Below are 24,349 nucleotides of genomic sequence, written 5' to 3'. Positions count from 1 at the left end.
GACTGTCACACTAGAATTTCGCCGTCACCGTCGCCCGGACGGTTCCGCCCGGCGACGGCATCACGCCCAATGTCAGCGCGTTGACGCCAGTCACGTTGTCGATCGACAGGTCGAAGCTTGCGCTGTCGATGGTCTTGTCGCCGGCGAAAGTGGCGGGCAAAAGCAATCGAAAGCTGTCAATCGCGCTCCCGAACCTCTAGGAAATGCGAACGGCGATTGATGACTGCCGAATGATCGATTCTGTTGCGAGCACCCATTCATGACCACTCCCTCCGCACCTCGGCTGAATCCGTTGCACCTGCTGGCCGCCTTCGGCACGGGCGGGCTCCTGACGCTGATGGTTCATTTCAACGGTGAATTGGCGCGCTACGGCAACGCATTGTTCTCGTCCTGGGCGGCGCATGGCACGGGGACAGTGGCGGCCCTTCTGTTGCTCGCTGTCCTCTATCCCTGGCGCGCGCGAAAGGTGGGGGCGAAACCGAATGCGCCGCTGTGGGCCTATCTTGGCGGGATTTCCGGCGCCATCACCGTCATGCTGACGTCGTTTGCAGTCAATTCGCCGCTTGCATTGTCCGGCACGCTTGCCCTGGGGCTGGCAGGCCAGGTGATCTTCAGTATCGTGGCGGATCGCTGGGGACTCTTCGGCCTGCCGATGCGTCGTCCGGATCGCCGCGATCTGGCGGCCATGGTCCTGATCCTTGCCGGCAGCGCGCTCATCATCCTCTTCGGCAGGGGCAACGGATGACCCTTCCGATCCTTTTTGCCTGCCTCGCCGGCGTTCTGGTCGGTGTCAGCCGACAGGTCAATGGCCGGCTCAGCCTCTCGACTTCGCCGCTGATCGCGTCTTTCTGGAACCATCTCGTCGGCTTCGGCGCCTTGAGCATTCTCGGCCTATCGATCGGCGGCCTCATTCCCACGGGGGCCGCAGATGCCCCATGGCATGCCTATCTCGGCGGCTCGATCGGTGTGGTCTTCGTCGCTGCCGGCAGCTGGCTCATCGCGCGCATCGGTGCCGTCAATACCGCGCTGCTGGTGATCGGAGGGCAGATGGTCTCGGGCGTGGCGCTTGATTTGTTGCAGGGTGTTTCTGCAGGGCTTCTTGCCAGCGTGCTCGGCGTCGCCCTGATCCTTGCTGGTATGGCGCTGACCCAGCGACGCCGTTGAACAGGCGACGGGCGCAGGCAAACGCTATCGCCGCGTCAATGGATAACCACCGCCGCCTCCGTCGTCATTGTTGCTAAAGGGTGCGGTTTGCTGATGGGCACGGGCGACAGCCGCTTTGCCGACCATGCCTTGCGCAGGCCCTCGTTCGATCCCTGCGCAAGGCAATAGACCCAAGGTCCGCCGAAGCCGATGGTGCCACCGATTTCGTGGCCTCAATAAGGCGTACAGCCCTGTCGCGTACGGCGATGCAGCCAATGGCCAGTTGATCCCCAACTTATTCCCGAGAATGTCGAGAGTGATTTTTCCGACGGAAAGATGCGACGTCGAAAAAACAACGACGCCGGCGTCACATATGCCTGCTGCAGGTCGTCATCTGGGTATCGCGGTCAAACGCGTCCTTCTCAACCCATGGTGATAACGAAAAATGACCCAGCTGACTTCGCTCTTTCTGATCAAAGCCATCCTGCTTTCCGGGCTCGCGGCCTGGCTTGCCATTATCGTCCTCAACAACGTCGTCGCGTTTCGCAACGGTGTCTTTTCGATTGGTCTGTTGATGGGCATGCAGCTCTTCGATCAGGAGCCAGTTATCCGCACGCCGCTGTTGTCGCGATGCGTCAAGAATGCCTTGTGGCATCGCGTGGTCTTCAGCTTCGTTCTGATCCTGGAGGTGGCGAGCATGCTGCTTCTGGCCGGGGCAGCGTTTCTATTTTTCGGCACGCTCCTCGGTGTCTCGGACGGTGCCGCCGCTGCCATCTGGGCAAATCTCGCTTTCGCAGCCTTCATAGCCCTCAGCCTTGTCATGCTGCTCGGTGGTGCCTGGTTTGCCTATTATATCCGTCAGGAGACCATGCAGATCACGCACTTCATCCTAGTCGGGCTTGGGCTCGCCGGCACGTTGCTGGTGAACATGCCAGCTCAATAGAAAAGCATCAATTGAGGTGGTCCCCGGGGACTGGCTTGCCCCTCCCGGTCAACGGCGTTGGCTTTTGCAGCTATCTCCAACGCGCGCTGCTTTGGCAGGACACACCGACGAGAACGCCGATGGCAAAGCCGATCAGTCCGGCGGTGCTAACAACCGTCGTTGCCGTGCCCGGATTGTCCTTTGCCGCTTCAACGACGCTCTGTCCCTGTGCGCGCACGACACGCGCGGCGGAGCGAACCCGCCCTCTCGCATCCTCCGCCAGATCGGCGGCGCTCCCGGCAGCCTCGCCAGCACGTGCGGTAATCGAGCGTGTCAGATCGGCAACCTGTGCCCGCAGTTCGGAGATCTGGTCTTCGACGGATCGCTGAATGTCATTGGCCATTTTTGCACCTCGTTTGTTCTAGCAATGTAGCAACGAAGACAGGCGGCTTAAGTTCCGCGCGGGATCACAAACGAGGCGGCCGACGGTGCAGTGTTCAGGCAGGTGCTGCGCTTCGTATGGCTAGAGTGTCTTGCTCATATTGGTGCCGGTCACGCGAAATCCCGTTGCCTCATAGACATGCCGGGCACGCGGGTTATTCTCGGCGACACGCAACTTGATCTGCTCGAACCCTTTTGCAGAGAGTTCGATCTCAAGCGCCGCCATGGCGAGCTTTCCAAGGCCTTTCCCCTGATGGTCGGGCAGAATGTGGAAGTCGCTGATGAACGCGGAGCGGCCTTTTGCGTCCGGTCGATACCAGAGATAGCCGACATGCGCGTCACTTGCGCTTTCGATCAGGCACAGCAGGACGTTGCCTGGCGTATCGACGCCCTGCGGCAGGTCCTCGGCGATTTCACTCCTGGCCTGCGCCAGGGCGACTGCATGCGGGAGCCTGTAATTGGTGGCGATCTCCGCAGCATAGTCGGGAATGAAATAGGCGAGATATCCAGCATACTCGCTCTCAAGCATCGGCCTGAATGAGATCATGGTTCTTTCGCATATCTGAAGAGTTCGATTAGCGGTCCGACTACTGCCAATCCGGGGGCACGTGCCGCGGACGGCCTACTGGATGTTTCCTTAGATCGTAGCCGGTTTAGGATAAGACCGTGCGGCAATTCTAAGTGCTGCAGCGACCTTTGCCCGTTTGATAAGACGCGCGGCGCTGGAGTGAACGGCCACGTGGTCTCGTGGCAGCGAGGTAGACGTCAATCGCCCGCCCGACCCCATCCTAAAACTGATGGCGATCGCGTTCTCGGGTCTTCTGCCAGACAATGGCAGTCGAGCGCAACAGATCTGTTCGGATTTTGATGGGACAGCGGGAACGCTCGAAAACAAAAAAGGCCGGCAATGCCGACCTTTTCCCGTTCGCTGCCTTGCCCTGCCAGTACATCCGTGGTCAGCGGTTTAGCGCGAACTCTGACCGGAACACATCCGTCTCACCGAGACTGTCTATGCTCAACGATCAATTCATTATGCCCCATATGGCGAGCGATTGCGGCTATTTCAAGCCCTGGAACAACATCGTCTATATTGCTGCATCAGGTCATGAGCGCGAGACGGCGACCAAGTCCGCGCCTTACGGCCATTGACGGGCCTTGGGCCGGACCTAAATCCCTGTCGATTGCGAACGGAGGATTCGACGATGGAACTGCATCGTGGCCGCTTGATCGACCATATCCAGCTGGTGACCAAGAATCTCGGCGCCAGTCGGCGGTTCTACGAAGCGGTACTCCGTGCTCTGGAGGTGCCGTTGGGAGGCGAGGGCGAAGACTATTTTTGGGCCGACGAACTGTTCGTCTCTACGGCCGACAGCGAAGCGGCCCAGGGTAAACTCACCGGCCGCCACCATCTGGCGTTCCAGGCGAGGGACCGCGCCATGGTCGACGCCTTTTACAAAGTCGGCTTGGAAAATGGCGGCAAGGACAACGGGCGACCCGGCGAACGTCCCTATCATCCAGGCTACTACGCCGCGTTCCTGCTCGATCCCGATGGCAACAACATCGAAGCCGTGTACCACGGCGCCGCCAGCCGCAGCACCAGTTCGGTGAAGATCACGTTCTAGCGGCATTTGTCGCGGAGAAGTGTGATGCCTCGCCGTCCATGATGGCATGGGAGGCGGCAACACCGGCTCGTCGGCGAGGCGTTCACTTGACATTTCTCTAAAAATAGAACAAAAAGAGAACAGATGTGGAGATGAACGATGACCCGCACTGAAATCATCAATCGCGCACTGGCGGCCGTCGCCGACTCCCGCCTGAAGCGAGAGCGCGACAGCGAGCGCCGCAAGCAGATTTTTGGCCGTATCGACATGAGTGCACCCTTGCCGAAATTGAGCCGTGGAATACAGCTGAGCTTGAACCTTGATGACGGACGAAAGCAAACCGAGCTCAAAAGGGCAAGATCCCATTGAGGCTGAACGGGCACAGGCGATGACGGCCGGATTTGTCCAGTGTTGAGCCGGCTCCGTACTCGGTCGGGTGCTTTGCCGACTGCTCTTCGTTCATACGTCGCGCAGGAGAGTGCGAGTGCTTTCGGCGCTGGCGAAAGAAAATGGACTGACCTGCCACGGCGACCGCAAACGGGTGACGGAGCCGGCGGCCCCGTCACTGTTTAACTCGCGTAGCGCAGCGTTCCCAACGTTTTCGCCACATCCGTGACCCCACGCGAACCAGCGGGAGGAAGTCGCGCGCCCATTGCCGCTCGGTGCCGGCCCGTTGCATGCTCCGTCAGTGATATCGACTGATTGCCAGGTCTGCGGTTTCGATCTCGGGTTTGGCGCCACTGATGAGATCGCTCAAGACGCGGCCTGAGCCGCAGGCCATGGTCCAGCCAAGCGTGCCGTGACCGGAGTTGAGGAACAGGTTGGTAAAGTGCGTTGCACCAATGACAGGCGTTCCATCCGGCGTCATTGGCCGCAGCCCGGACCAGAAGGTTGCTTGTCTCTGGTCGCCCGCGCCGCCGAACAGGTCTTCGACAGAATGCTCGAGCGTCGCTCGACGCGTCTGGGGAAGGTCGTTGCTGAAACCGGCGATCTCCGCCATGCCGCCGACACGAATGCGATCGCCGAGCCGCGTGATGGCGATCTTGTAGGTCTCGTCCATGATCGTCGATACCGGCGCGCGCGTCTCGTCGACGATCGGCACGGTGATGGAGTAGCCCTTCACGGGATAGACGGGCAGGCGCAGGCCAAGCGGCATCAGGAGCGCCGGTGTGTAGCTGCCGAGTGCGGCGACGAAGATGTCGGAGCGGATTTCGCCCTCCGCCGTTTCGACGGCGACGATGCGGTTGCCGTCCTGCCGAAGCCGGCGGATGTCGACGCCGAACCGGAACCGGACGCCGATAGCCTCGGCGCGCTTCTGCAATTCGTTGGTGAACTTGAAGCAGTCGCCGGTTTCGTCATTCGGCAGCCGAAGGCCGCCGACGATCTTGTCGCGAACCGGCTGCAGGCCGGGTTCCGCGGCCACGCAGCCGGCCGGGTCCAGCACTTCGAACGGCACGCCATCGGCCTTCAGTACTTCGATATCCTTGCCGATGCCATCAAGCTGTTTGGCGGTGCGGAAAAGTTGCAGCGTGCCTTGCGTCCGGTGATCATAGGCGATGCCGGTTTCCTCACGCAGCGCGATCAGGCAATCGCGGCTGTATTCGGCCAGGCGGACCATCCGGCCCTTGTTGATGGCGTAGCGGGTCGAGGTGCAATTGCGCAGCATTGCGGTCATCCAGCGCCAGGTGGCGGCGTCCACCATCGGGCGGATGATCAAGGGCGCGTGCTTCATGAACAGCCACTTGAGTGCCTTTTGCGGGATACCGGGCGCTGCCCAGGGAGAGGCGTAGCCGGGTGAGATTTCGCCGGCATTGGCAAAGCTCGTTTCCAGCGCCGGGCCCGGTTGGCGATCGAGGACGGTCACTTCGTGGCCGGCCTTGGCGAGATAGTATGCAGAGGTCACACCGATCACGCCGGCGCCCAATATGGTAATCTTCATCGCATCCTCAGGATAACAGATCGATCGTCCAACAGGCTGAGGTCCCCACGAGGTGCTTGCTTTTGCCAGCCCACCTCCAAGTCCCCCAACTCCGGCAGAAGTTGCCTCAGAGCATAGTGAAATAATTGAGCACGATCATGCGAAGTAGCGCTTGAAAATTCGAGCATTCGCTGATTTTAGGAATGATCGGCGGAAAAACGAAAGAATCTGCATGTCTGGTCTTGATGCGATCGATCGCAACATCATTCGCCTGCTGCGCCTTGATGCGCGCATGAGCAACACCAAGCTCGCGGCAGAAGTGGGGCTGTCGCCATCGGCGTGCCTGAGGCGCATCAATCTGCTGGAGCAGGGCGGCGTGATCCGAGGATACACCGCGCTGGTGGGAAACGTCGATGGCGACAATGCCATAGCAGTGATCATCAACATCACGCTGGAACGCCAGACGGAGGAGCACCTCAATCGCTTCGAGGCGGCGGTGAGAAAGCATCCGGAAATCCAGGAATGCTACCTGATGACCGGCGGTTCCGATTATCTGTTGCGGGTGGAGGTCGAAAATGCCGGCGACTTCGAGCGCATCCACAAGGAGATCCTTGCAAAGCTCCCCGGCGTCCTGCGGATCCATTCCAGCTTTTCGATCCGGAACGTCCTTGCGTCACGCTCAAGGCGGAGATAGCTCGGTCGTGTGGCTAGGATGGAACGCGTGCGCTCCCGGCTCTTGTGGAAGATCCCGGCGGGCGGGGCCAAACGTGGTTCGGCATGCTGCCCGTCCGCCGGTACTGTTGTCGCAGAGGCGATGGCCGCGGCCTTCGCTTTCTCTAATCCGTGAGCATCAGTGAAGCGCGCGTTGCGCTGGTGGCGTGGATTGCAGCCACGGCGGGAGAGCCCGGCTTGAAACCAGACGCGCGATCAGGCGTCCGCTTGGCGCCAGGACGTCAACGATCGCGCCACGATATTCGTATTCCTCGGCGAGCTCGTCGGCGATGAGCTGTCCGTAAGCGACTGCACGGCCGTCATTGGGATGCTGTTTGCCGGCCTGATCGCGGCTCGTCACGCCGGCCGCATGGATATGGTACATGTAGCGGGGCATGGCACGCCGCTCCTTTCCGTTTTGCATGGGCTTTCAATGCTTCTCGCATCCACAACCGCAGGCGGGGGGATGTCTGAGACACGCGATGACGGCATTCTATAACACGGTTTGTGGGACCGTTCCCGTGACATGGGCGTGACGGCCGCGACCGCGGGTGCTGCTTGCAACGCAAGTCGCTGAGATCATTAAATTTTGCCGGTGGCGGGGGATGATCGCTCGTCCTTGCGAAGGGCAGGTTCAGGCTCGATCCGGCCGAACTTTCTGTCGTTGGCCCGATGTTGCGAGCCATCCGACCGGCGCTGAGCGCATGGCTGGTCTGCGAAGTCAGCTCTACGAAATCAGACGCTTTCTTGTATAGTCAACTCATCGAAGCGATGCACCTCCTCCCGCAAAGCTTCGATTAAGTGCAGGCGCTTTCTACTCCTCCCAACGAGCGCTTGCCGGAATGGCGACACTCCTCCTCCCGGTTGCCATTCAATCCCTTTAAAAGCCTGCCGCACCTCCTCCCGCGGCAGGCTTTTTCTTTTTAGGCACGGCCTATCCGCAAGACTGGTGGTATTCAGGGAAAATCTGGATTTTGGCCGGAGCGCGTGATTGCTGCATCCCGAACGAGAGGCGGGTGGCGCGTGCCGCATTGAAACGCTACCGCAGGGGATTTCGTCCGGGGCTGACGCGTCTTTCAAGCCGGAATTGGTCGATCCGGGTTTGCGCCAGGCGCCCGGTCTATCACGATGGCCCAAAGCGCGCCGCGATCATCCAGATTCGCTTGCCGCGCTTTAAGTTCTCGTTCTTATGCATGTCGATATCGCAAAACCGCAGCACATTTATGCGCGACGTGCCTTAGCTTGCGCGCCGGGCGAGCCAGTTCTGCCATTCGTTCTCGTCGCCGTGGAAGACATTGAGGTCGATCTTGCCTTCGACGCCGTGCGAGAGGCCCGATCCCGAATACTGCCAGAAGACCCACTTGCGGCCCGGGTACCTCTTGGAGGGATGAGCGGCCACCGAGCGCAGCCAGAACGGGTAGTTGAGCAGTTCACCCGACAGGTTGTCGGCATAGAAATCCGGGGCGGTATAGATGATCGGGCGCTGGCCGTAATGCGCTTCGAGCTTGTCCATGAAGACCTGCATCTTTTCAAGCACACGGGCACGCGACAGCCGCCGCTTGCAGCTGGACTCGCCATTGTATTCGACGTCGATCACCGGCGGCAGCGCGCCGGCTTCACGCGGAACGTTGCGAATGAACCAGTCGGCTTGCTCGCCGGCAGTGCGGCACCAGTAGAAGAAATGGTAGGCGCCGCGCTTCAGCCCGGCTTCCTTTGCCTTGCGCCAGTTCTTCTTGAACATCGGATCGAGGTGGTCGCCTCCATCGGTTGCCTTGATATAGGCGAAGTTGGCACCCTGTGTGCGCAGCTTGGGCCAGTCGATCTCGCCCTGCCAGCGCGACACGTCGACGCCATGAACGGCCATCTTGCGCGGTGATGCGCGGCCGAAATTGATCGGCTTGGCGTCGCGGAAGCGGTGTCCGTAGACACGCGTGCGCGTTCCCGGCGTCGTCAGAACAGCAGGTGTCGCCGGCACGATCGCGGCAACGGGACGCTCTAGCGGCATTGGTGTTGCTGCTGCCCTTGCCGCTGGTCGGAAGGCTTCGGGTTCCGGCACGGGGCCTGCCCAGGCGAGCATCTCCTGCGGCGGTGCTGCTTGCGCTTGAGCGACGCCGACACTGGCCGAAGGCACGGGAGATGTCGGTATGACCGAGCTCGTCGTTTCGCGCGACGGCTGCTGCGGAACGATCGTGTCCAGCGCCGAACTGGACGTGCAGCCTGCCAAGACCAGGCAGGCAAGGAACATTGCTGGCACAGCTGAGAAACGCATGAGCACCCGTACGCAAAACTAGTCGGCGGCGAGGGACAGTGCCGCCGGGACCCCATTGATGTGAAATTGCTAACGGAAACTTACCGGAAAAGACTAAATACAATCTTTACGACCGCCCACCGCTTGGGGGATGTCTCGGTGCAACGGATGGCGCAATTGCGCTGCCGGTGCGCTCAATCTGAGCTGTGCGAGCGGCCTGCACATGAGGGCAACCCGTTGCCCATGGCAGCGCCATAGCGCCTCTCGAAGTCGGCGGCGATATCGGAAACGGCGACTTCGCCGAGCCGCGCCAGCAGCAGGGCCTCGGCCTCATCGAGCGTTCGCTCCAGTGCCGAATTGACGGCCTGTTCGACCAGGCATTTCGGTTCGTCGGTGGCCACACCCATGGCGAAGAAACCTGGACTGCCGATCGTTCGATAGACATCCAGGAGGGTGAAATCGGAAAGCGGCCGCGACAATGTCCAGCCGCCGCCATGGCCCTTTTCGGACGATACGTAACCGGCGTCGCGAAGTCCGGCCATTGTGCGGCGCACGACGACGGAATTCGTGCCGAGCATCCGGGCGATCGTCTCGGATGTCATTGGGTCCGCATGTTTTTCCATGTGCAGCAATACATGCAGCAAGCGTGAGAGTCGTCCGTCCTGTCGCAATGTCAATCTTCCCTGTTTTCCTCTGATAACACGGATCGCGCGGGCCAGGGGAGCCCGCAGTCCCGGTGTTCAGCAGGGTGCTGCCGGGACCTGCCGCGATCGGTCGCTCAGTCGAACATCAGGGATCGGTGGGTGGCAGCACCCGCCATCGCCCCATCTCCGACAGCCAGCGCGACCGATCCCGTCGGCCTTGCCGCATCGCCGCAGGCAAAGACGCCGGCAACGGTCGTGGCCTTCGTGGCATCGGTTCGGATGTAGCGTCCGAGCGGGCCGTCATCGAAGGCGCAGCCGAGCTGTTCGGCAAATGGCGCCGAGACCACCGTCCTGGTGGTGGTGAACAGGCCGTCCATTGGCAGTACCCGTCCGTCCCGCATGACAACGTTCGCCCGTTCACCACCAAGCCTGTGAACGAGGCCATGCTCCACCGTCACATTCCGCCGTGCGAGCTGCTGCAACTGGTCCGCATCGGGTTCGAATGCACCGTTGAGAAAGAACGTCGTTGGACCCCAGTCCGGCAACATCAAGGCCTGATGCATCGACAGGGGCGATGTCGCGAGGACGCCGATGTTGCCCTCGTCGAGTTCGTAACCGTGGCAATAGGGGCAGTGGAAGACGCTTTTGCCCCAGCGTTCGGCAATGCCTTCAAGCTCCGGCAGGACGTCGGTGACACCCGTGGCGAGGACAAGCCGCTTTCCGGTAACGTCCGGGCCCTGCTGCAGGGTGACCTTGAAGCCATCCTGCGCGCGTTCGGCATGGGTGGCTTCAGCCTGCAGCCACTCGACCGTCCGGTATTCCATCAACTGTGCGCGGGCCTTGGCGGCAATGTCTGCAGGCGTGTTGCCATCCTGGGTGAGGAAGCCGTGCGATGTGCCAGCGAAACGGTTCCGCCGCAATCCGTTGTCGATGACCAACACCTTGCGGCGTGCGCGCGCGAGTTGAAGACCGGCGGAAAGCCCGGCGTAGCTGCCGCCGAGGATGAGTACGTCATGCGTCATATCGAGCCTCATTCGATGAATATCGTATCTTATTATGTTACATGAGCGGTGAGTTTCAATATCATGACCCAATAAAAGTTACGTGAGTGCGGTCGACGATACGGCGGCAGCGAGACTGACCCTTCTCGGTCGTGCGCGCGAACCGCTGCGTTGAGGCGAGGTAGCCGGCATGATGGGAGTTGCGCAGCGCGATTTCCCGACAGACAAAAATCCGCCCCTTTGCTAACCGACTGCACCATATCGATGCGGGCCGAGTCTCTGTCTTCTGCCCCGCAGGATTGGAACGCTTCCCGCAAGGGTCCCATTGGGGACGCCAATGAACGACCGGATTTGCCATGCTTCGCAGTTTGTATAATTGGACGATGGACCTCGCTGGCCGAAAGTCGGCGGCCTGGTGGCTGGCGCTTGTCGCCTTCGTCGAAAGCTCGGTTTTCGTGGTTCCGGCCGACGTCCTGTTTCTGCCGATGGTTTTGGCAAAACCGCATAGAGCCTATCGTTATGCCTTCCTTGCCACCCTGTTCTCGGTGCTTGGCGGCATCGCCGGCTGGTTCCTCGGGCACTACGCCTTCGACGCCATCGCCCGTCCGATCCTGCAGTTCTACGGCAAGATTGATGCGTTCGAATCCATGCGCGCTTCCGTCGACATGGAAGCGGTCGTGCTTCTGCTCGTGACATCGGGGCTCGCGCATGTTCCCCCGATGAAGGTGGTCACTATCCTGTCCGGTGCCGCCAATGTCAGCCTTGGCATGTTTATCGCATCGGCGGTCATCACCCGCGGCGCGCGGTTTTTCATTCTCGCGGCGGTGCTTCGCCGGCACGGCGAAACGGTTCGGCATTTCATCGAGAAGCGCCTGGGCTTGATCGCGGCCATCGGTGCTGCAGCGCTCATTGTGCTTTACGGCCTGTACGTCCTGGCAAAGTAGCAGCGGCGGTCCTCTCGAGCGGTTCGCGCGATGCCGATCCGGCCATTCGCGCGCAGCGTCTACTGCAAATTGATGGCTTGCAAATTGGCTGCAACAGGCGGCGAAATGAAGGGAACCCAGGTCGCGCAGTTAAAGTCTCCGAGAGGCGAGTGTTCATGCGGCTTATCGTTGTCAACGACGTATCGGAGGCTCTCGGGGGTGCAACGAAGGTTGCGCTCCAATGCATCGAGGCTGGCGTTGCGGCGGAGTTCGATTGTGCCGTTCTGGTCGGTGACGACGGTGCCGGCATTCGCTCGCGTTTTCCGGGTGTCAAGGTGGAGGCTTTGGGCGAGCGCCCCTTGCGTGACGGTGTCAGTTTCCCGAACCTGTTCGACAGGAATTTCAACCTCCGCGCCTACCGCGCCTTGCGGCGATTGCTAGAGACCCGGAGCGACGCAACGGTCGTTCATGTCCACGGTTGGTCGCAGATCCTTTCGCCCTCGATCTTTCACGCACTTGCGCGCAGCAAGGCCAAGGTCATCGTCACCGCCCACGACTTCTTTCTGTCCTGTCCGAACGGCGCCTACGTCCACTACGGCAAGGGCGAGGTCTGCACTGAGAAACCGCTATCGGCCGGTTGTCTCGTCAGTGCCTGCGACAAGCGCAATCACCTTCACAAACTGTGGCGCTTCGCCCGGGCAATGACCCAGACGGCCGCGGGCGAGGCATTTTGGAGCCGCGTCGGCGTCATTCTCGCCCATGAGGGCATGGAGCCCTATCTGAGCGAGGGCCCGCTTCGAAACTTTCTGACATTGCGCACGCCGTCGACGCCGCTCACGCAATCCGCTGTCGAGGCCTGGAAGAACAGCCGCCCCATGTTTCTGGGGCGCATGTCGGTGGAAAAGGGCGTTCGAACCCTCGCCGAGGCGCTCAACGTCACGGGCAAGGCCGCGACCTTGATCGGAAGGGGGCCGTTGCTTAAGGAAATCCAGCGCGCGCTTCCGCACTGTCATGTTCCAGGCTGGCTCGATGACGACGAGGTTGCCGCTGTCGCATCTCGGGCGCGCTATTTCTTCATGCCGTCAAGGATGCCGGAACCCTATGGTCTGGTGGCCGCCGAGGCACTGATGTGCGGGATACCGGTGATCGCCAGCAGCAATGCGTTGATTGCCACGGAGATCGAGCAGCACCAGGCAGGGCTGGTGTTCGAGAGCGGCAACGCACGATCTCTTGCCGATATCATGGCACTGATGGAAAGCGACGCTCTGGTCCGGCATCTGAGCAGGGGGGCTTTCGCCTATGGCAAGAACGTTGCGCCCTCAAGAGACGAATGGCGCCAGCAGATCGTCGATATTTACTCCGGCCGGCTCAAGTTCGTGACGCGCGACAAGCTGAAAGAGACAATGGGGCGGCCCGCCCGACAAGAGTTTGAAATGGCCGGTCGGATCTGAAAGGCAGGGGGATGGCGCGTGCATTGGTGACCGGCGGAGCCGGATTTGTGGGACGCCATCTCTGCGGCAAGCTGATATCGGAGGGTGTCGATGTCGTTTGCGTCGATAAGCTCGCGCGCGGAACCGGCGCGATGCGTCCCGCGGAATGGCCGAACCCGCCAAAGGGCAGCTTCTCGCTTATCGAGGAGGATTGCCGCCGCTATTTCGATCGCGCCGACGACCGGTTCGACATGGTGTTTCATCTGGCTGCCATGGTCGGCGGTCGCGTCATGCTGGAAACGCAGACGCTTCTGGTTGCCGAGGATCTCGCGGTTGACACCGATATGTGGCGCTGGGCGGCGCGCACGCGCCCGGGATCGGTCGTCTATTTCAGCTCCAGCGCCGCCTATCCCGTGAGCCTTCAACGACCGGAAGCCTATCGCAAGCTCAGCGAAGACATGATCGGTTTCGAGGCCAGCATAGGCGTTCCGGATCTGAGCTACGGCTGGGCGAAACTCAGCGGCGAATATCTGATGAAGCTGTATGTCGAGAATTATGGCGGTCGTGCGGTCGCCTATCGCCCGTTCAGCGGCTATGGCGAAGACCAGGACCTGAGCTATCCTTTCCCGGCGATCTGCCGGCGACTTCTGGACGAGCGCGGCGCGCAGGAAGTCTTCGTCTGGGGCTCCGGCCGACAGTGTCGCGACTTCATCCATATCTCCGACTGCATCGACTTCGTCTGGAGAACCTTTACCCGACTGCAGAACGGCGCCTGTCTCAACATCTCCACCGGCGTAGCGACTTCGTTCATAGAGCTCGCCGGGCTGGTCAGCCGCGGCATCGGCTGGGAGCCGAAAATAAGCGGCCTGTCAGACAAGCCAGAGGGCGTGTTCTATCGTTGCGGCGATACGGCGTTGCAGGCCTCCTATGGCCTTTCCCCGCGCGTCGATCTTAAGGCCGGCGTGGCGCTGACGCTCGACCATCTGCGATCGAGAGTGCACTAACCGTGGCCGCCGTTGCCTTTCAGTATCCGGAGGCCGGTGTGCTGGCTCCGGCGACCGGTGCGCAAGCATGCTCGGCAAAGCTTGCCCGCAGGCGGCTGGTCGCCGCCACCAGCAGGCTGACGTCGTTTCCGACCGCAACAAAAAGCGCGCCGAGTTCGAGGTAGCGTTTCGTAAGGGCAGTGTCCGAGGTCAGGATGCCGGCAGCCTTGCCGTGCGACTGGATGCGCGCCAGTGCGGCCTCGACTGCCTCCTGCACTTCCGGCGCACCGGGCCGGCCAAGAAAGCCCATGTCGGTAGCCAGATCTGCCGGGCCGATAAAGACGCCATCGACGCCTTCGGTCGAGGCTATATCGTCGATGGCCGCCAGACCCGCCCGGCTTTCCACCTGCAGCAGCAGGCAGACCTCGGCATTCGCAGTCGGGAGATAATCTTCGATACGGTTGAAGGCGGAGGCACGGGCGAGCGCTGCACCGACCCCGCGCATGCCGTGCGGTGGATAGCGCACGGCCCGGACCAGCGCGCGGGCCTGGTCATCGGTTTCGACCATCGGCACCAGCAGCGTCTGCGCGCCGATATCGAGGAGCTGCTTGATCAACCAAGCTTCGCCGATCGGCGGACGGATGATCGCATGGCTCTGCGAATCGGCAAGCGCCTGGAGCTGTGCCATCATCAGCGGAACGTCATTGGGCGCATGTTCGCCGTCGATCAGCAGCCAGTCGAAACCGGCGCCACCGCAGATCTCTGCGGTGTAAGGATTGGCGAGCGCCAACCAGAGGCCGATCTGAGGCCGTCCTTCGGCAAGTGCCAACTTGAACATATTGCGTGGAGCAGGCATGGGCGCACCCTATTCAAAGAAGCAGCTGACGGTGCCCTGCGGCCCGAAATCGGCGACGATGGTGTCGCCGTGGCGGGCCTCGACGGGGCGGATGAAGGAGCCGGCAAGCACGATCTGCCGGGCGTCGATGCGCTCGCCGTAGCTGGCAAGCCGATTGGCGAGCCAGGCGATGCCGCGTGCGGGGTGGTTGAGCACGCCCGCACCAAGCCCGGTCTCCTCGACCTCGGCATTGCGCGAGACGATGGCCCCCATCCAGCGCATGTCGACATCCTGCGGCCGCATGGCCCGCCCGCCGATGACGATGCCGGCATTGGCGGCATTGTCGGAAATGGTGTCGACGATGGTGCGTGCCTTCTTCGTTTCCGGATCGACACGCAGGATGCGCGTATCGAGGATTTCAAGCGCCGGTGTGACGTAGTCGGTGGCGTTGAGCACGTCGAAGACGCTGACGTTTGGCTCGCAAGCGGTGCCTTCATCACGATGGCGATCTCCGCCTCGATGTGCGGCTGGATGAAACGGTTTTTTGGTATCGTCGCGCCGTCCTGGAACATCATGTCGTCGAACAGCACACCGGAATCGGGGATGTCGATGTTGAGCGCATATTGCATCGCCTTCGACGTCAGCCGGATCTTCCAGCCGATGACCCGGCGACCCCTCGCGATCTTCTGTTTCACCCACGCCGCTTGCACGGCGTAGGCGTCGTCCATGGTCATTTCGGGATGCTTCAGGGAGAGAATGCCGGTCTGGATGCGGTTCGTCTCGGCGTCATCGAGCGCTTTCGCGGCATCGGCGATTTCGGTCGTCTTCAGCATGGATCAGACCTCGCCGTTGACGCGGGTTTCCAGCTTGATGTCGGCGATCTGCTCCTCCCGGATGAAGGGCACCATCCAGGGCCCGATCGACCCGGTGCGGTCGAAGTTCTTGCCCTGCGTCACGTTGAATTTGGCGTGCCGCACCCAGTCGCGGATCGTGCCTTCGTTGCAGAGCGAGAGTGCGGTGATGTGATCGAGCGCAGAGGCCTCGGGAATACGCCGGCCGCCCTTGCCGATGACAATGACGATCTCGCCCTCGTAGTCGAGCTGCAGGCTTTCGGGCGGACGGATCCGCGGCTGCTCATGCCCGGTGAACGAGCGCGGGAAGCGAATGAACAGCGACGGATTGGAGGGAGCTGCCTGCCCTTCCCGATACTCTTCGTTGCGGTCGGGAAAATTGACGCCGACGCAAATGATCTTTTCGGGCGCAGGGACGGGATTTCGAAGCGAATATCGGCGAGCGACAAACTAGGGGGCGAGGGCGGAGGCCTCGTCCGCCAGTTTCGTCAGGGCGCCGTCGGCTATGACTTCTCGCAGCGTCGGCCACTTCGAGCCGTAGCGCCGGGATAGATCGATGATGCCGTCTTGGGTGACAAGGCCGTATCCCTGGCCGCCAGCGGCGGCGAAGGTGGCGAATTTCGCAATGGTCATTTCAATCCTCCGGCCTGGTCAGGCGGTGCCGACGGGCAGGCATGTTCGATCTCTGAGATTATTGGTTCGCCATCCTTGCCGCGATCTCGGTGATGACATCAAACGCGACATCGGCATCCGCCTCGGTCATGTCGAACTGGCCGGCCTGGAAGCGGATGGCGACGCGGCCGTCGACCCGCGTCTGGGTAAGGTAGATGCGGCCATCGTCGTTGATGGCGTTGACGAGGGCGATGTTGTGGGCGTCGCTGTCGTCGCCACCGCGATGGCGGAACGAGAACAGCGAGAAACGCGGTGCAGTGACGATTTCGAAGTCGTCAATCGCTCCAAGACGCTCTGCAAAGCGGCTCGCCCAGGCGACATGGTTGCGGATCATCGCCTTCAAGCCGTCCAGCCCGTGGAAGCGCAGCAGGAACCACAGTTTCAACGCGCGGAAGCGCCGGCCGAGCGGGATCGTCCATTCGGAATAGTTGATGATGCCGTCGCGACCGTGTGTCTTCAAATATTCCGGCTGGATCGCCAGCGTACGGACGAGGTCATCCGGATTGCGGATGAAGTGCGCGGAGCAGTCGAACTGGGCACCCAGCCATTTGTGCGGGTTGAAGACGACCGAATCCGCCTCTTCGACACCGGCCCAGAGCGACCGGAATTCCTCGCAGATCATCGCGGAGCCTGCCCATGCCGCATCGACATGGACATAGAGGCCGTGTCTGTGGGCGACACGCACGACTTCGGCGATATCGTCGCAGGCGCCGGTGCTGGTGCCGCCGGTACAGGCGATGACCCCGGCCGGCAGAAACCCTGCCGCCTTGTCCCGCAGAATTGCCGCTTCGAGTGCTTCGATGTCCATGCTCTGCAGAGGTCCGGTCACCGGGATGCGCACGAGGTTTTCCTCGCCGATGCCGGAAACCCAGATGGCCCTGTCGATCGAAGTATGGACCTGATCCGAGGAGTAGATGCGCAAGGGAGCGTGCGCGCTGAGCCCCTGCTTGTTGCCCTTCCAGTTCAGGGCGCGCTCGCGCATGACGAGCACGGCGGACAGCGTGGCGGAGGAGGCGGAGTCCTGGATGACACCGGAAAAGCCGTCGGGCAGGCCGATTGCCTGGCGCAGCCAGTCGAGAACCCTGGTTTCAAGCTCTGTTGCCGCAGGGGAGGTCTGCCACAGCATGCATTGGGCGGCCATCGCCGTCACCAGATACTCGGCGATGACGGAGACGGGTGCAGCGTTGGCGGGGAAATAGGCGAAGAAACGCGGGTGCTGCCAGTGGGTCATTCCGGGCAGGATGATCTTCTCGAAATCCTCGAAGATCGCCTGCATGTCCTCGCCGGTCTGCGGTGGCTTCGTCGGGATCTGGGCGGCGATTGCGCCCGGTGCCGTTTGAGCACGAACGGGACGGTCGCGCAACGACGCCCTATAGGCCGATCCCCACTCCGCAGCCTTCTGCGACCACTCACCGAAAGTCTTCTCGTCCATTCCGTTCCTCCCCTTGCGCCGATAGCTGCCAGTCGTCTTGTGCCGGCCGCGAGTCTTTCATGCCCCGAATTACGGGGGGATGATAGGTTGCGCCTTCAATGCCGATTCCACCGTCTCGGCGCCGGCAAACTGGCTGCCTTCCTCGAACCAGGAGCGCGGAGCAGGCGCCCCCCCCCAAAGCGTCTGGCGCTGTGGGTCCTTGAGATCCCATTTGATTGGCTCCAGATCCGGATCGACCGTCTGGTAATCCGAGCAATAGATCTCGATGCGATGACCATCCGGGACGCGGACATAAAGGAAGAAGGCATTAGAGATGCCGTGGCGACCGGGCCCGCGCTCGATGTTGGCGAGCCAGCCGGAGGTCGACATCAGGTCGAGCAGGTCGATGATGTTGAGCGGCGTCGTTTCGGCTTCCTTGGGAAGGTTCTTGAAGATGATTTCGACGAAGTAGGTGCTTGCGGCGACCTCGACAACTTCGGCCTTGTCGGTGCCGCTATCCTTCCCATCAGACCAATCGACGCTGCCTTTGGCAAAAGTCAGTTCCACCCTCCGGCCGTCGTCAAAGGCGAGCGTCTGGGTCGATCCGGCAAGGGCATCGCTCGCCGGCAGCCGGTTTGTGTCGATGCCATAGGCAAACTGATCGTAGGTTTTCCAGTCTTTCGGATTCGGATTCACGTCGTTTCCTCCTCCTATTCGGCAAATGCAAGTGTAGGCAGATCGACGGTGCCGGCACCGCCATCACCGTCAGGACAGCGCCATTGATCATCGAGGCTTCGGCGGACGCCAGGAAGCAGACGGCATTGGCGACGTCATCGGCCATTGCCGGTCGGCCGAGCGGCACGTCCTTGGTGATAAGCGCGTAGGCTTCCTCGATGCTCTTCAGCTTGAACTTATCGACGATGAATTCCATCTGCTCGTCGGCCATCGCGGTCGTGACCCAGCCGGGGCAGACCGTGTTGGTGCGGACGCCGCGGCGCCCGTAGTCGCGCGCCAGCGACTTCGCCAGGCCGATGCAGCCGTGTTTCATCGTGACGTAGCCGGCGGCATCCGGTCCTGCGAACAATCCGGCAATCGACGCGAGAACGACGATATTGCCTTTGCTCTCGATCAGATGCGGAAGGGATTCGCGCGCGCAGACGAAGGCCGTGCCGGTTCTCAGAACAATCAACAGGAGACGTGGAAAGAGGCCTTGAAATCCGGACGGGCTCAACTATTTAGGCATCACTACCCGTATCGATGGCTTCCTGCAGCGGCTACAGCCGCGCGTTCGAAGCTGTCCGGGTCAAAAAGGGCGCTCCTCGTCAAGGGTTGAGCGCCCTTTTTATTTGCGCGTTCGATGAAGGTGATGGAACAAACGCGCTTCAGCGGCATTCCGAGTTAAAGGAGGCCCGCGATGTCACTCCGTCATCCCAAAACCAGCCGCTCTTCGGCGATCCTTTCAGCATCCGCGCAATGGCCCCGACATGCGGCCGCGGCGCAGGCGCGCCGCGCGTGGCTGGATGTGCTCATGGGGCGACCGGAGCCGGAAGATCGCGTGTCGCGCGAAGCTCAGGTAGCCGATGCGGGCGATGGCAGGGTTGTCAGCGCCAGCATCTATGACGACGAAACCGCCAAGGCGAACCGGCAGCCGCGCCCTCATGATTACAGTGCGGCGACATCCGCGAACCCGCCGACCGCGTTGGCGGCAACCGCCGACGTCGATGCCACCGGCGGAGCGTTTTGGAACTCCATTCTGGGAGACGACACATCTCACGGCATGCAGCGCTTCGGCAAGCTTGTTGCCCTATTCATCCTTCTTGCCGGATCGGTGTTCTGGTTGCTAACGCCATGAAGGCGTTTATCGAAGGTTGGACCTTCAAGACGGCGTTGCTGGTTACCGGCGCATGATGCGCTTTACGGCGGCGCAAGCGTTACGAGGGAACCATTCCGCCTGCAGCCGGTTCTTCCAGTTGGTTCACAAACCGGGAAAGGACTTGGTTATGCCATCGATCGACACCGCCAGAATTCTCATTCTTGCAACCGACGGCTATGAGCGTTCGGAGTTGCGTGTGCCGCGCGACGAACTGTCGAAGCGCGGTGCCAAAGTGACCATCGCGTCGCCCGAAAAACGCGCGATCAAGAGTTGGGACAAGGGAGATTGGGGCGATACAGTCGAAGTCGACCTCACGGCGAAGGACGTGTTCGTTCGCGACTTCGATGCGCTTGTGCTGCCCGGTGGCCAGATCAATCCTGATCTCTTGCGGAAAGATGCTGACGCCATGCGGGTCGTCAGCGATTTCGTGCAATCGGGCAAGGTGGTGGCGGCTATCTGCCACGCGCCCTGGCTGCTGGTAGAGGCCGACGCTTTGAAGGGGCGCAAGGCAACATCCTATGCCTCGATCCGCAAGGATGTCGAAAATGCCGGCGCGCAGTGGGTCGATGCCAAGGTCGTCAACGACCACGGCATCATCACCTCCCGCTCCCCCGACGATCTCGACGCCTTCGTTGCCAAGATCGTCGAGGAGATCGAAGAGGGACGCCACGACCGGCGTGCCGCTTGAGGCCGGGAGGCTGTGGCAACCGCGTCACGCATCTCTGATCGCAGCTACTAACACACTGCGGCCGGTCGAAACTTCGGCCGGCCGGGCGCGGTTGATGGAGATTATTGCAGCGCCTTGGCGAGGAAGGGCAGGCTGACATCCATGCGGTAATCGACCGAATTGTGGTTGTCCTCGAACTCCTCATAGGTATGGGTGATACCGAGTTCCTTCAGCGTCCGGTGGATCCGGCGATTGCCGTAGAGCAGATTGTACTGATCCACCGTGCCGCAATCCATGTAGAAGGCCTTGAGCTTGCCGATGTTGTGTCCATGGGCCTTCGCCAGCTCGACGGGATCGCAGGCCATCCAGTTCTTCCAGCGGTCCTCGATGAACTCGCAGGTTTCCAGGTCGACCGGAAGCCGCAGACCCTTGAACACGTCGAGGCTGGGATCTGGGTCGTAGCTTGCGGCCTGGGCGAGAACGAGTAGGACCGGTATGTCCTCATCTTTATGTTTCTCCCGCGCTTCATAGGATCGAAACCAGCTTTCGATCGAGAGATCATGCCGCGCAAGGACGCGTAGGATCATCGGGAAATCGGCTGCCATCAGGTCGAAGCCGGCGTCACCCGAATGGCTTGCGGCCGCAGCCCAGATATCCGGCCGCCGGAAGGCATGGGAGAAGGCGCCGTAACCGCCTGAACTTTTGCCGAAAACGCCGCGCCGCCCGGTGCCACCGCAGCCGAAGCGGGCCTCGACTGCCGGAAGCATCTCGTCGATGAGGAAATCCTCCCAGCGGCCGACGACCGAACTGTTGACATATTGGTTGCCGCCGAGCGACGTGAAGCAATCGGGAAAGGCGACGGCCACCGGCGGCATCTGCCCGGTCGCGATCAGCCTGTCCAGGCGTTCCGGCACGTTCTCGAAGAAGGGTTTCCACGCGGTATGCAGCGGTCCGCCAGCGGTAAAGCCGACGAGGTCGACGAGCAGCGGCAGGCCGGCACCCTCGTGGTTTGCGGGGACATAGACATCGACGTCGCGGCGGGTCGGGTCCCCGAGCCGATTGCTTTTCAGAACATCGCTGTCGATGCTGAGACGGGAAACCGTGCCCCTTGGGTAATCAAACTTCTGCATGCTTTCCTCCTGATCGCTCCCCGGTTGTATCGCTCGCGATAGACACAAACCACCGTTTTCGCCGATCTGCTGTTCGCTTTCCGGAAACCGACATGGGAGGGCAATTTTCCCTCGCCGATCGGAGCAATCTGGCAGCCGGCGCTAGGCCAAGACCCGTCTCAAGAAGGTGAGAACGGCGTCGTTGAATAGATGGGGAGCTTGCAGCGGCGCGAAGTGGCTGAGACCGGGAAGCACCTGATGAGTCGCGTCGGGCAGGGTGGCGGCGAGATAGGCCATGTGCTCCGGCCTGATGAATTCATCGTGTTCACCGAGGACGACGGTCACGGGCACGGAGATTGCCGCAAGCTCGGCAGCTGACAGGTTAGGCTGCTCTTCCTGCATGATTTCGATGGCTTGCGAGAGCGCATCGAAGTCTTCTGGTGTCGCCGAGAGCGTTGCATAGTCGTTCTGATGCTGCTGCCAGATGCGGCCGATCACGGGCGTGAACTCGAATGGCCTGGTGCCAGAACTGTCGACGTTGCAGGCGAAGAAGAAGAGGCCCGCGACACGCTCAGGCGTTTCCTGCGCAAGGATGAGGCCAGTATCGGCACCGTCGCTCCAACCGATGATCGCAGCCTTGTGGATCTGCAGCCGATCCATGACGGCGCGGGTGTCTGCTGCCATCAGTTGATAGCTGTAGTCACGTGCATCCCGTGTGCTGCGGCCATGGCCTCGGCTGTCGATAACCACGGCGCGATAGCCGGCATCGATGATCGCCGGCACCTGATAGCCCCAGTTGCCGCTGTTTCCCATGCCGCCATGCAAGAGGATCACTGCCGGCCCCGAGCCATGGCTTGCATACCAGATGCGGACGCCCTGGGTTTCGACGAAGCCCTGTTCGGCAGGTTCCGGAAGCGGCGGGATGCCGTGGCTTTCGAGGTGGGTCAGATCATCGTCGCGAAACAGCATAGCACTTCCTTTTCCGAACCCGATGAGCGCAATGAGATAGCGGCCGCCGCGATTGCCGCAAGGGGCGTGTTTCGCCATTCCGATGCCGGCCAAATGGGTCGATGGCGACGGCAGGCAAAACCTCGGCGCCATCGGCGCGCGGGTTGCGCCTGTGGCTGTGTATGTCCTTGAGGCGAACGCGCACCGGCAGTCCTGATCGTGGGAGACGCAGCGATGTCAGCGGCCCGGCCCAGGTTTCGTCGCGCAGCACGCAGATGTCGGATCATCGTCCGCTTCAGATGTTGCACGGATCGTTCCGCTCAACGGTGATCCGCTGTTGAGGATTTACGTATCTTTACTTAAAAAGCGCTAGGTTGCCTCTAAAGGCGACGCGCCTTGCACGCACCCCTCTCCCCGCCAACCGAGATGGAACAGGTATGACAGGTTCTTCCGACACCAACATTTTTGATCTGGCGCCGATCGCGATGTGGATCGAGGATTTCAGTGGGGTCAAGGCGCAGTTCGATCGCTGGCGGGCCGGGGGTGTCACGGATATCCGCGCCTATCTTAGGGAGGATCTGACGCGTGTCGCCGCGTGCTCCAGCCAAATTCGTGTCCTGCAGGTCAACCGCCGGACACTGGAGCTGTTCGAAGCGCGCGATCTCGATCATCTGTCGGCGAACCTGTCGAAAGTCTTTCGCGACGAAATGCTCGAAAGCCATGTCAATGAGCTTGCCGAATTGTGGGACGGCAAGACCGAGTTCAGCAGCAGCGCTGTCAACTACACGCTATCGGGCCGCCGGCTCGATATCCAGCTGCGCGGCTCTGTGCTGCCAGGATACGAGAACACGCTGGGGCGGCTGCTGCTGACGACGGAAGACGTCACGGCGCGGGAAGAGGCGCGGCGCAACGAGCGCGCCAACCGGCAGTATGCCGAAGGCATCTTCGAACATTCGCCCGTGTCGCTGTGGGTGGAGGACTTCAGCCGCATCAAGCTGCTGCTCGAGGACGTCCGTGAACGCGGGATCGTCGATTTTCGCGTCTTCACCGACGTGCATCCGGAGTTCGTGCGCCAATGCATGAGCGAAATCCGGGTTATCGACATCAACCAGGCGACGCTCGACCTGTTCTGTGCGCCGGACCGGAACACGCTGCTCCAGCATCTCGGCGATATCTTTCGCAACGAAATGGAGAAGCACTTCCGCGAGCAGCTGATCGAGCTTTGGAACGGCAACCTTCTGCACCACCGTGAGGTGGTGAACTATGCGCTCGATGGGTCGGAGCGCCACGTGCTGCTGCAGTTCTCAGTGCTTCCCGGCCACGAAGGCGACTGGTCGTTGGTGCAGGTGGCGCTGACCGATATCACCGCGCGCAAGAAAGCCGAGGCCTATCTCGAATATCTCGGCAAGCACGACGTGCTGACCAAGCTGCACAACCGTGCCTTTTACATGGACGAGTTGAACAGGCTGGAGCGCAAGTCGCTTCGACCGGTTTCGGCCATTGTTCTCGACCTGGATGGCCTCAAAGCCGCCAACGACCAGCTCGGCCATGATGCCGGCGATGCGCTACTGCGCCGGCTCGGCGAAGTGCTGAACGGGGCGGTGTCGCAGCCCAACCACGCCGCCCGCATCGGCGGCGACGAGTTTGCCATCCTGATGCCCGGCGCCGACCGGCAAGCGGCGGCCACGATGGTTGAGACGATCAACGAACTGTTGAAGATAAACAATCAGTTCTACTCCAATGCGCCGCTCAGCATATCGCTGGGCGTTTCGACCAGTGAAGCCGGCGAAACGATGGAGGCGCTGGTCAAGCGCGCGGACCTCAGCATGTACGAACAGAAGCGGGCGCGTTACGCCGCACAGGAGAGCCGTGACGCCCAGGGCGGCAAGGTCGTCGAAGGTCGTGGCAGCGCCGCATCGGCGGCCTAGGATCAGGACCCAGATCCGTTGGCGGATCCGGGCGCGGTTCTGCACGAAAAGACGCTCCATCGCGCAGACCCCATTGCCTGATCGGGGCGG

General features: G+C 61.5%; 26 protein-coding genes and 3 pseudogenes. 13 read left to right on the top strand and 16 right to left on the bottom strand.

Features of this window, described 5'->3' with window-relative positions; translation table 11 throughout:
- Positions 1–10: 10 nt before the first annotated feature.
- Entirely contained in the window at positions 11–160 is a 150-nt protein-coding gene (locus tag HT585_RS25930) for a hypothetical protein (RefSeq protein ID WP_176355671.1), read from the bottom strand.
- Between the two features lie 99 nt (positions 161–259).
- On the opposite strand from HT585_RS25930, the gene HT585_RS25925 reads away from it, so the two are divergent.
- The 3 genes from HT585_RS25925 to HT585_RS25915 all read left to right on the top strand — a co-directional run bounded on the left by HT585_RS25925 (position 260) and on the right by HT585_RS25915 (position 2,086).
- The gene (locus HT585_RS25925) at positions 260–745 is read left to right on the top strand and encodes a DMT family transporter (RefSeq protein ID WP_176355670.1); all 486 of its coding nucleotides are present in this window, start codon (positions 260–262) and stop codon (positions 743–745) included.
- Positions 742–1,164, top strand: coding sequence for a DMT family transporter (locus HT585_RS25920; RefSeq protein ID WP_176355669.1), 423 nt, complete (start codon positions 742–744; stop codon positions 1,162–1,164). Before HT585_RS25925 ends, HT585_RS25920 begins: the two co-directional genes overlap by 4 nt.
- Before the next feature lie 424 nt (positions 1,165–1,588).
- Complete coding sequence (locus HT585_RS25915) at positions 1,589–2,086, top strand: DUF2165 family protein (protein ID WP_176355668.1); 498 nt, start codon at positions 1,589–1,591, stop codon at positions 2,084–2,086.
- A gap of 70 nt (positions 2,087–2,156) precedes the next feature.
- On the opposite strand, the gene HT585_RS25910 is transcribed toward HT585_RS25915, so the two are convergent.
- Together HT585_RS25910 and HT585_RS25905 are read right to left on the bottom strand one after the other, a co-directional pair.
- Positions 2,157–2,468, bottom strand: a complete 312-nt coding sequence (locus tag HT585_RS25910; protein WP_176355667.1) for a hypothetical protein — start codon at positions 2,466–2,468, stop codon at positions 2,157–2,159.
- A gap of 120 nt (positions 2,469–2,588) precedes the next feature.
- The gene (locus HT585_RS25905; RefSeq protein ID WP_176355666.1) at positions 2,589–3,053 is read right to left on the bottom strand and encodes a GNAT family N-acetyltransferase; all 465 of its coding nucleotides are present in this window, start codon (positions 3,051–3,053) and stop codon (positions 2,589–2,591) included.
- A gap of 464 nt (positions 3,054–3,517) precedes the next feature.
- Here HT585_RS25905 and HT585_RS25900 point away from each other — a divergent pair, with 464 nt between their 5' ends.
- The 3 genes from HT585_RS25900 (at position 3,518) to HT585_RS25890 (ending at position 4,476) form a co-directional block, all read left to right on the top strand.
- Complete coding sequence (locus HT585_RS25900; RefSeq protein ID WP_176355665.1) at positions 3,518–3,655, top strand: hypothetical protein; 138 nt, start codon at positions 3,518–3,520, stop codon at positions 3,653–3,655.
- Between the two features lie 53 nt (positions 3,656–3,708).
- Complete coding sequence (locus tag HT585_RS25895) at positions 3,709–4,128, top strand: VOC family protein (protein WP_176355664.1); 420 nt, start codon at positions 3,709–3,711, stop codon at positions 4,126–4,128.
- A gap of 138 nt (positions 4,129–4,266) precedes the next feature.
- A complete protein-coding gene (locus HT585_RS25890) occupies positions 4,267–4,476 on the top strand; it encodes a hypothetical protein (protein WP_176355663.1) in 210 nt (69 codons plus the stop codon).
- 316 nt (positions 4,477–4,792) lie between these two features.
- Here HT585_RS25890 and HT585_RS25885 read toward each other — a convergent pair whose 3' ends face one another.
- Positions 4,793–6,046 carry a D-amino acid dehydrogenase gene (locus HT585_RS25885; RefSeq protein WP_176355662.1) on the bottom strand — a complete coding sequence of 418 codons (1,254 nt, stop codon included), beginning with the start codon at positions 6,044–6,046 and terminating at the stop codon, positions 4,793–4,795.
- Positions 6,047–6,257: 211 nt separating this feature from the next.
- On the opposite strand from HT585_RS25885, the gene HT585_RS25880 reads away from it, so the two are divergent.
- Positions 6,258–6,719: an Lrp/AsnC family transcriptional regulator gene (locus HT585_RS25880; protein ID WP_077502660.1), complete on the top strand. Its 462-nt coding sequence runs from the start codon at positions 6,258–6,260 to the stop codon at positions 6,717–6,719.
- Positions 6,720–6,875: 156 nt separating this feature from the next.
- Here HT585_RS25880 and HT585_RS25875 read toward each other — a convergent pair whose 3' ends face one another.
- The 4 genes from HT585_RS25875 to HT585_RS25860 form a co-directional block, all read right to left on the bottom strand.
- Entirely contained in the window at positions 6,876–7,133 is a 258-nt protein-coding gene (locus tag HT585_RS25875; protein WP_176355661.1) for a hypothetical protein, read from the bottom strand.
- An 840-nt stretch (positions 7,134–7,973) separates the two neighbouring features.
- Entirely contained in the window at positions 7,974–9,005 is a 1,032-nt protein-coding gene (locus HT585_RS25870; RefSeq protein WP_176355660.1) for a GH25 family lysozyme, read from the bottom strand.
- Positions 9,006–9,178: 173 nt separating this feature from the next.
- The gene (locus tag HT585_RS25865) at positions 9,179–9,655 is read right to left on the bottom strand and encodes an Rrf2 family transcriptional regulator (protein WP_176355703.1); all 477 of its coding nucleotides are present in this window, start codon (positions 9,653–9,655) and stop codon (positions 9,179–9,181) included.
- A 107-nt stretch (positions 9,656–9,762) separates the two neighbouring features.
- A complete protein-coding gene (locus HT585_RS25860) occupies positions 9,763–10,650 on the bottom strand; it encodes an NAD(P)/FAD-dependent oxidoreductase (RefSeq protein ID WP_176355659.1) in 888 nt (295 codons plus the stop codon).
- A 335-nt stretch (positions 10,651–10,985) separates the two neighbouring features.
- Between HT585_RS25860 and HT585_RS25855 the strand changes: the two genes are divergently transcribed.
- From HT585_RS25855 to HT585_RS25845, 3 genes are all read left to right on the top strand, one after another.
- Positions 10,986–11,573: a YqaA family protein gene (locus HT585_RS25855; RefSeq protein WP_176355658.1), complete on the top strand. Its 588-nt coding sequence runs from the start codon at positions 10,986–10,988 to the stop codon at positions 11,571–11,573.
- A gap of 155 nt (positions 11,574–11,728) precedes the next feature.
- Positions 11,729–13,003: a glycosyltransferase family 4 protein gene (locus HT585_RS25850; protein WP_176355657.1), complete on the top strand. Its 1,275-nt coding sequence runs from the start codon at positions 11,729–11,731 to the stop codon at positions 13,001–13,003.
- Between the two features lie 11 nt (positions 13,004–13,014).
- Positions 13,015–13,986 (top strand): NAD-dependent epimerase/dehydratase family protein, encoded by a 972-nt coding sequence (locus tag HT585_RS25845; protein WP_176355656.1) that lies wholly within the window; start codon positions 13,015–13,017, stop codon positions 13,984–13,986.
- 19 nt (positions 13,987–14,005) lie between these two features.
- Here the strand turns inward: HT585_RS25845 and hpaI are convergent, their stop codons facing one another.
- The 6 genes and pseudogenes from hpaI to HT585_RS25815 form a co-directional block, all read right to left on the bottom strand.
- Positions 14,006–14,821, bottom strand: coding sequence for a 4-hydroxy-2-oxoheptanedioate aldolase (hpaI, locus tag HT585_RS25840; protein ID WP_176355655.1), 816 nt, complete (start codon positions 14,819–14,821; stop codon positions 14,006–14,008).
- 9 nt (positions 14,822–14,830) lie between these two features.
- Positions 14,831–15,633 (bottom strand): annotated as a pseudogene (gene hpaH / locus HT585_RS25835) (2-oxo-hept-4-ene-1,7-dioate hydratase).
- 6 nt (positions 15,634–15,639) lie between these two features.
- Positions 15,640–16,278: pseudogene (locus HT585_RS25830) on the bottom strand (fumarylacetoacetate hydrolase family protein); the annotation flags it as partial.
- Between the two features lie 64 nt (positions 16,279–16,342).
- Positions 16,343–17,755 (bottom strand): pyridoxal phosphate-dependent decarboxylase family protein, encoded by a 1,413-nt coding sequence (locus tag HT585_RS25825; RefSeq protein WP_176355654.1) that lies wholly within the window; start codon positions 17,753–17,755, stop codon positions 16,343–16,345.
- A gap of 69 nt (positions 17,756–17,824) precedes the next feature.
- Entirely contained in the window at positions 17,825–18,430 is a 606-nt protein-coding gene (locus HT585_RS25820; protein WP_176355653.1) for a MoaF N-terminal domain-containing protein, read from the bottom strand.
- Positions 18,431–18,444: 14 nt separating this feature from the next.
- Positions 18,445–18,914 (bottom strand): annotated as a pseudogene (locus tag HT585_RS25815) (SDR family NAD(P)-dependent oxidoreductase); the annotation flags it as partial.
- A 234-nt stretch (positions 18,915–19,148) separates the two neighbouring features.
- Here HT585_RS25815 and HT585_RS25810 point away from each other — a divergent pair.
- Complete coding sequence (locus HT585_RS25810) at positions 19,149–19,586, top strand: hypothetical protein (RefSeq protein WP_176355652.1); 438 nt, start codon at positions 19,149–19,151, stop codon at positions 19,584–19,586.
- A gap of 148 nt (positions 19,587–19,734) precedes the next feature.
- Entirely contained in the window at positions 19,735–20,295 is a 561-nt protein-coding gene (locus HT585_RS25805; RefSeq protein WP_176355651.1) for a type 1 glutamine amidotransferase domain-containing protein, read from the top strand.
- A 101-nt stretch (positions 20,296–20,396) separates the two neighbouring features.
- Here the strand turns inward: HT585_RS25805 and HT585_RS25800 are convergent, their stop codons facing one another.
- Both HT585_RS25800 and HT585_RS25795 read right to left on the bottom strand, forming a co-directional pair.
- Entirely contained in the window at positions 20,397–21,404 is a 1,008-nt protein-coding gene (locus HT585_RS25800; RefSeq protein WP_176355650.1) for an alpha/beta hydrolase, read from the bottom strand.
- A gap of 141 nt (positions 21,405–21,545) precedes the next feature.
- The gene (locus HT585_RS25795; protein WP_176355702.1) at positions 21,546–22,352 is read right to left on the bottom strand and encodes an alpha/beta fold hydrolase; all 807 of its coding nucleotides are present in this window, start codon (positions 22,350–22,352) and stop codon (positions 21,546–21,548) included.
- Positions 22,353–22,768: 416 nt separating this feature from the next.
- On the opposite strand from HT585_RS25795, the gene HT585_RS25790 reads away from it, so the two are divergent.
- On the top strand, positions 22,769–24,259 hold the full coding sequence (locus HT585_RS25790; protein ID WP_176355649.1) for a sensor domain-containing diguanylate cyclase: 1,491 nt from the start codon (positions 22,769–22,771) through the stop codon (positions 24,257–24,259).
- Positions 24,260–24,349 lie beyond the last annotated feature (90 nt).

The sequence above is a fragment of the Ensifer oleiphilus genome, from assembly GCF_013371465.1.
Classification (GTDB): domain Bacteria; phylum Pseudomonadota; class Alphaproteobacteria; order Rhizobiales; family Rhizobiaceae; genus Ensifer; species Ensifer oleiphilus.
This window is presented reverse-complemented; position numbering and strand designations above follow the sequence as displayed.

Excerpts from the sequence above, each read along its gene's own strand:
- HT585_RS25800 (WP_176355650.1), bottom strand. The coding sequence starts at position 21,404 with ATGCAGAAGTTTGATTACCCAAGGGGCACGGTTTCCCGTCTCAGCATC.
- HT585_RS25925 (WP_176355670.1), top strand. The coding sequence starts at position 260 with ATGACCACTCCCTCCGCACCTCGGCTGAATCCGTTGCACCTGCTGGCC.
- HT585_RS25850 (WP_176355657.1), top strand. The coding sequence starts at position 11,729 with ATGCGGCTTATCGTTGTCAACGACGTATCGGAGGCTCTCGGGGGTGCA.
- HT585_RS25810 (WP_176355652.1), top strand. The coding sequence starts at position 19,149 with ATGTCACTCCGTCATCCCAAAACCAGCCGCTCTTCGGCGATCCTTTCA.
- HT585_RS25895 (WP_176355664.1), top strand. The coding sequence starts at position 3,709 with ATGGAACTGCATCGTGGCCGCTTGATCGACCATATCCAGCTGGTGACC.
- HT585_RS25790 (WP_176355649.1), top strand. The coding sequence starts at position 22,769 with ATGACAGGTTCTTCCGACACCAACATTTTTGATCTGGCGCCGATCGCG.
- HT585_RS25900 (WP_176355665.1), top strand. The coding sequence starts at position 3,518 with ATGCTCAACGATCAATTCATTATGCCCCATATGGCGAGCGATTGCGGC.
- HT585_RS25855 (WP_176355658.1), top strand. The coding sequence starts at position 10,986 with ATGCTTCGCAGTTTGTATAATTGGACGATGGACCTCGCTGGCCGAAAG.
- HT585_RS25795 (WP_176355702.1), bottom strand. The coding sequence starts at position 22,352 with ATGCTGTTTCGCGACGATGATCTGACCCACCTCGAAAGCCACGGCATC.
- HT585_RS25870 (WP_176355660.1), bottom strand. The coding sequence starts at position 9,005 with ATGCGTTTCTCAGCTGTGCCAGCAATGTTCCTTGCCTGCCTGGTCTTG.
- hpaI (WP_176355655.1), bottom strand. The coding sequence starts at position 14,821 with ATGCCTGCTCCACGCAATATGTTCAAGTTGGCACTTGCCGAAGGACGG.
- HT585_RS25915 (WP_176355668.1), top strand. The coding sequence starts at position 1,589 with ATGACCCAGCTGACTTCGCTCTTTCTGATCAAAGCCATCCTGCTTTCC.
- HT585_RS25885 (WP_176355662.1), bottom strand. The coding sequence starts at position 6,046 with ATGAAGATTACCATATTGGGCGCCGGCGTGATCGGTGTGACCTCTGCA.
- HT585_RS25860 (WP_176355659.1), bottom strand. The coding sequence starts at position 10,650 with ATGACGCATGACGTACTCATCCTCGGCGGCAGCTACGCCGGGCTTTCC.
- HT585_RS25875 (WP_176355661.1), bottom strand. The coding sequence starts at position 7,133 with ATGCCCCGCTACATGTACCATATCCATGCGGCCGGCGTGACGAGCCGC.
- HT585_RS25890 (WP_176355663.1), top strand. The coding sequence starts at position 4,267 with ATGACCCGCACTGAAATCATCAATCGCGCACTGGCGGCCGTCGCCGAC.
- HT585_RS25910 (WP_176355667.1), bottom strand. The coding sequence starts at position 2,468 with ATGGCCAATGACATTCAGCGATCCGTCGAAGACCAGATCTCCGAACTG.
- HT585_RS25825 (WP_176355654.1), bottom strand. The coding sequence starts at position 17,755 with ATGGACGAGAAGACTTTCGGTGAGTGGTCGCAGAAGGCTGCGGAGTGG.
- HT585_RS25805 (WP_176355651.1), top strand. The coding sequence starts at position 19,735 with ATGCCATCGATCGACACCGCCAGAATTCTCATTCTTGCAACCGACGGC.
- HT585_RS25845 (WP_176355656.1), top strand. The coding sequence starts at position 13,015 with ATGGCGCGTGCATTGGTGACCGGCGGAGCCGGATTTGTGGGACGCCAT.
- HT585_RS25880 (WP_077502660.1), top strand. The coding sequence starts at position 6,258 with ATGTCTGGTCTTGATGCGATCGATCGCAACATCATTCGCCTGCTGCGC.
- HT585_RS25920 (WP_176355669.1), top strand. The coding sequence starts at position 742 with ATGACCCTTCCGATCCTTTTTGCCTGCCTCGCCGGCGTTCTGGTCGGT.
- HT585_RS25905 (WP_176355666.1), bottom strand. The coding sequence starts at position 3,053 with ATGATCTCATTCAGGCCGATGCTTGAGAGCGAGTATGCTGGATATCTC.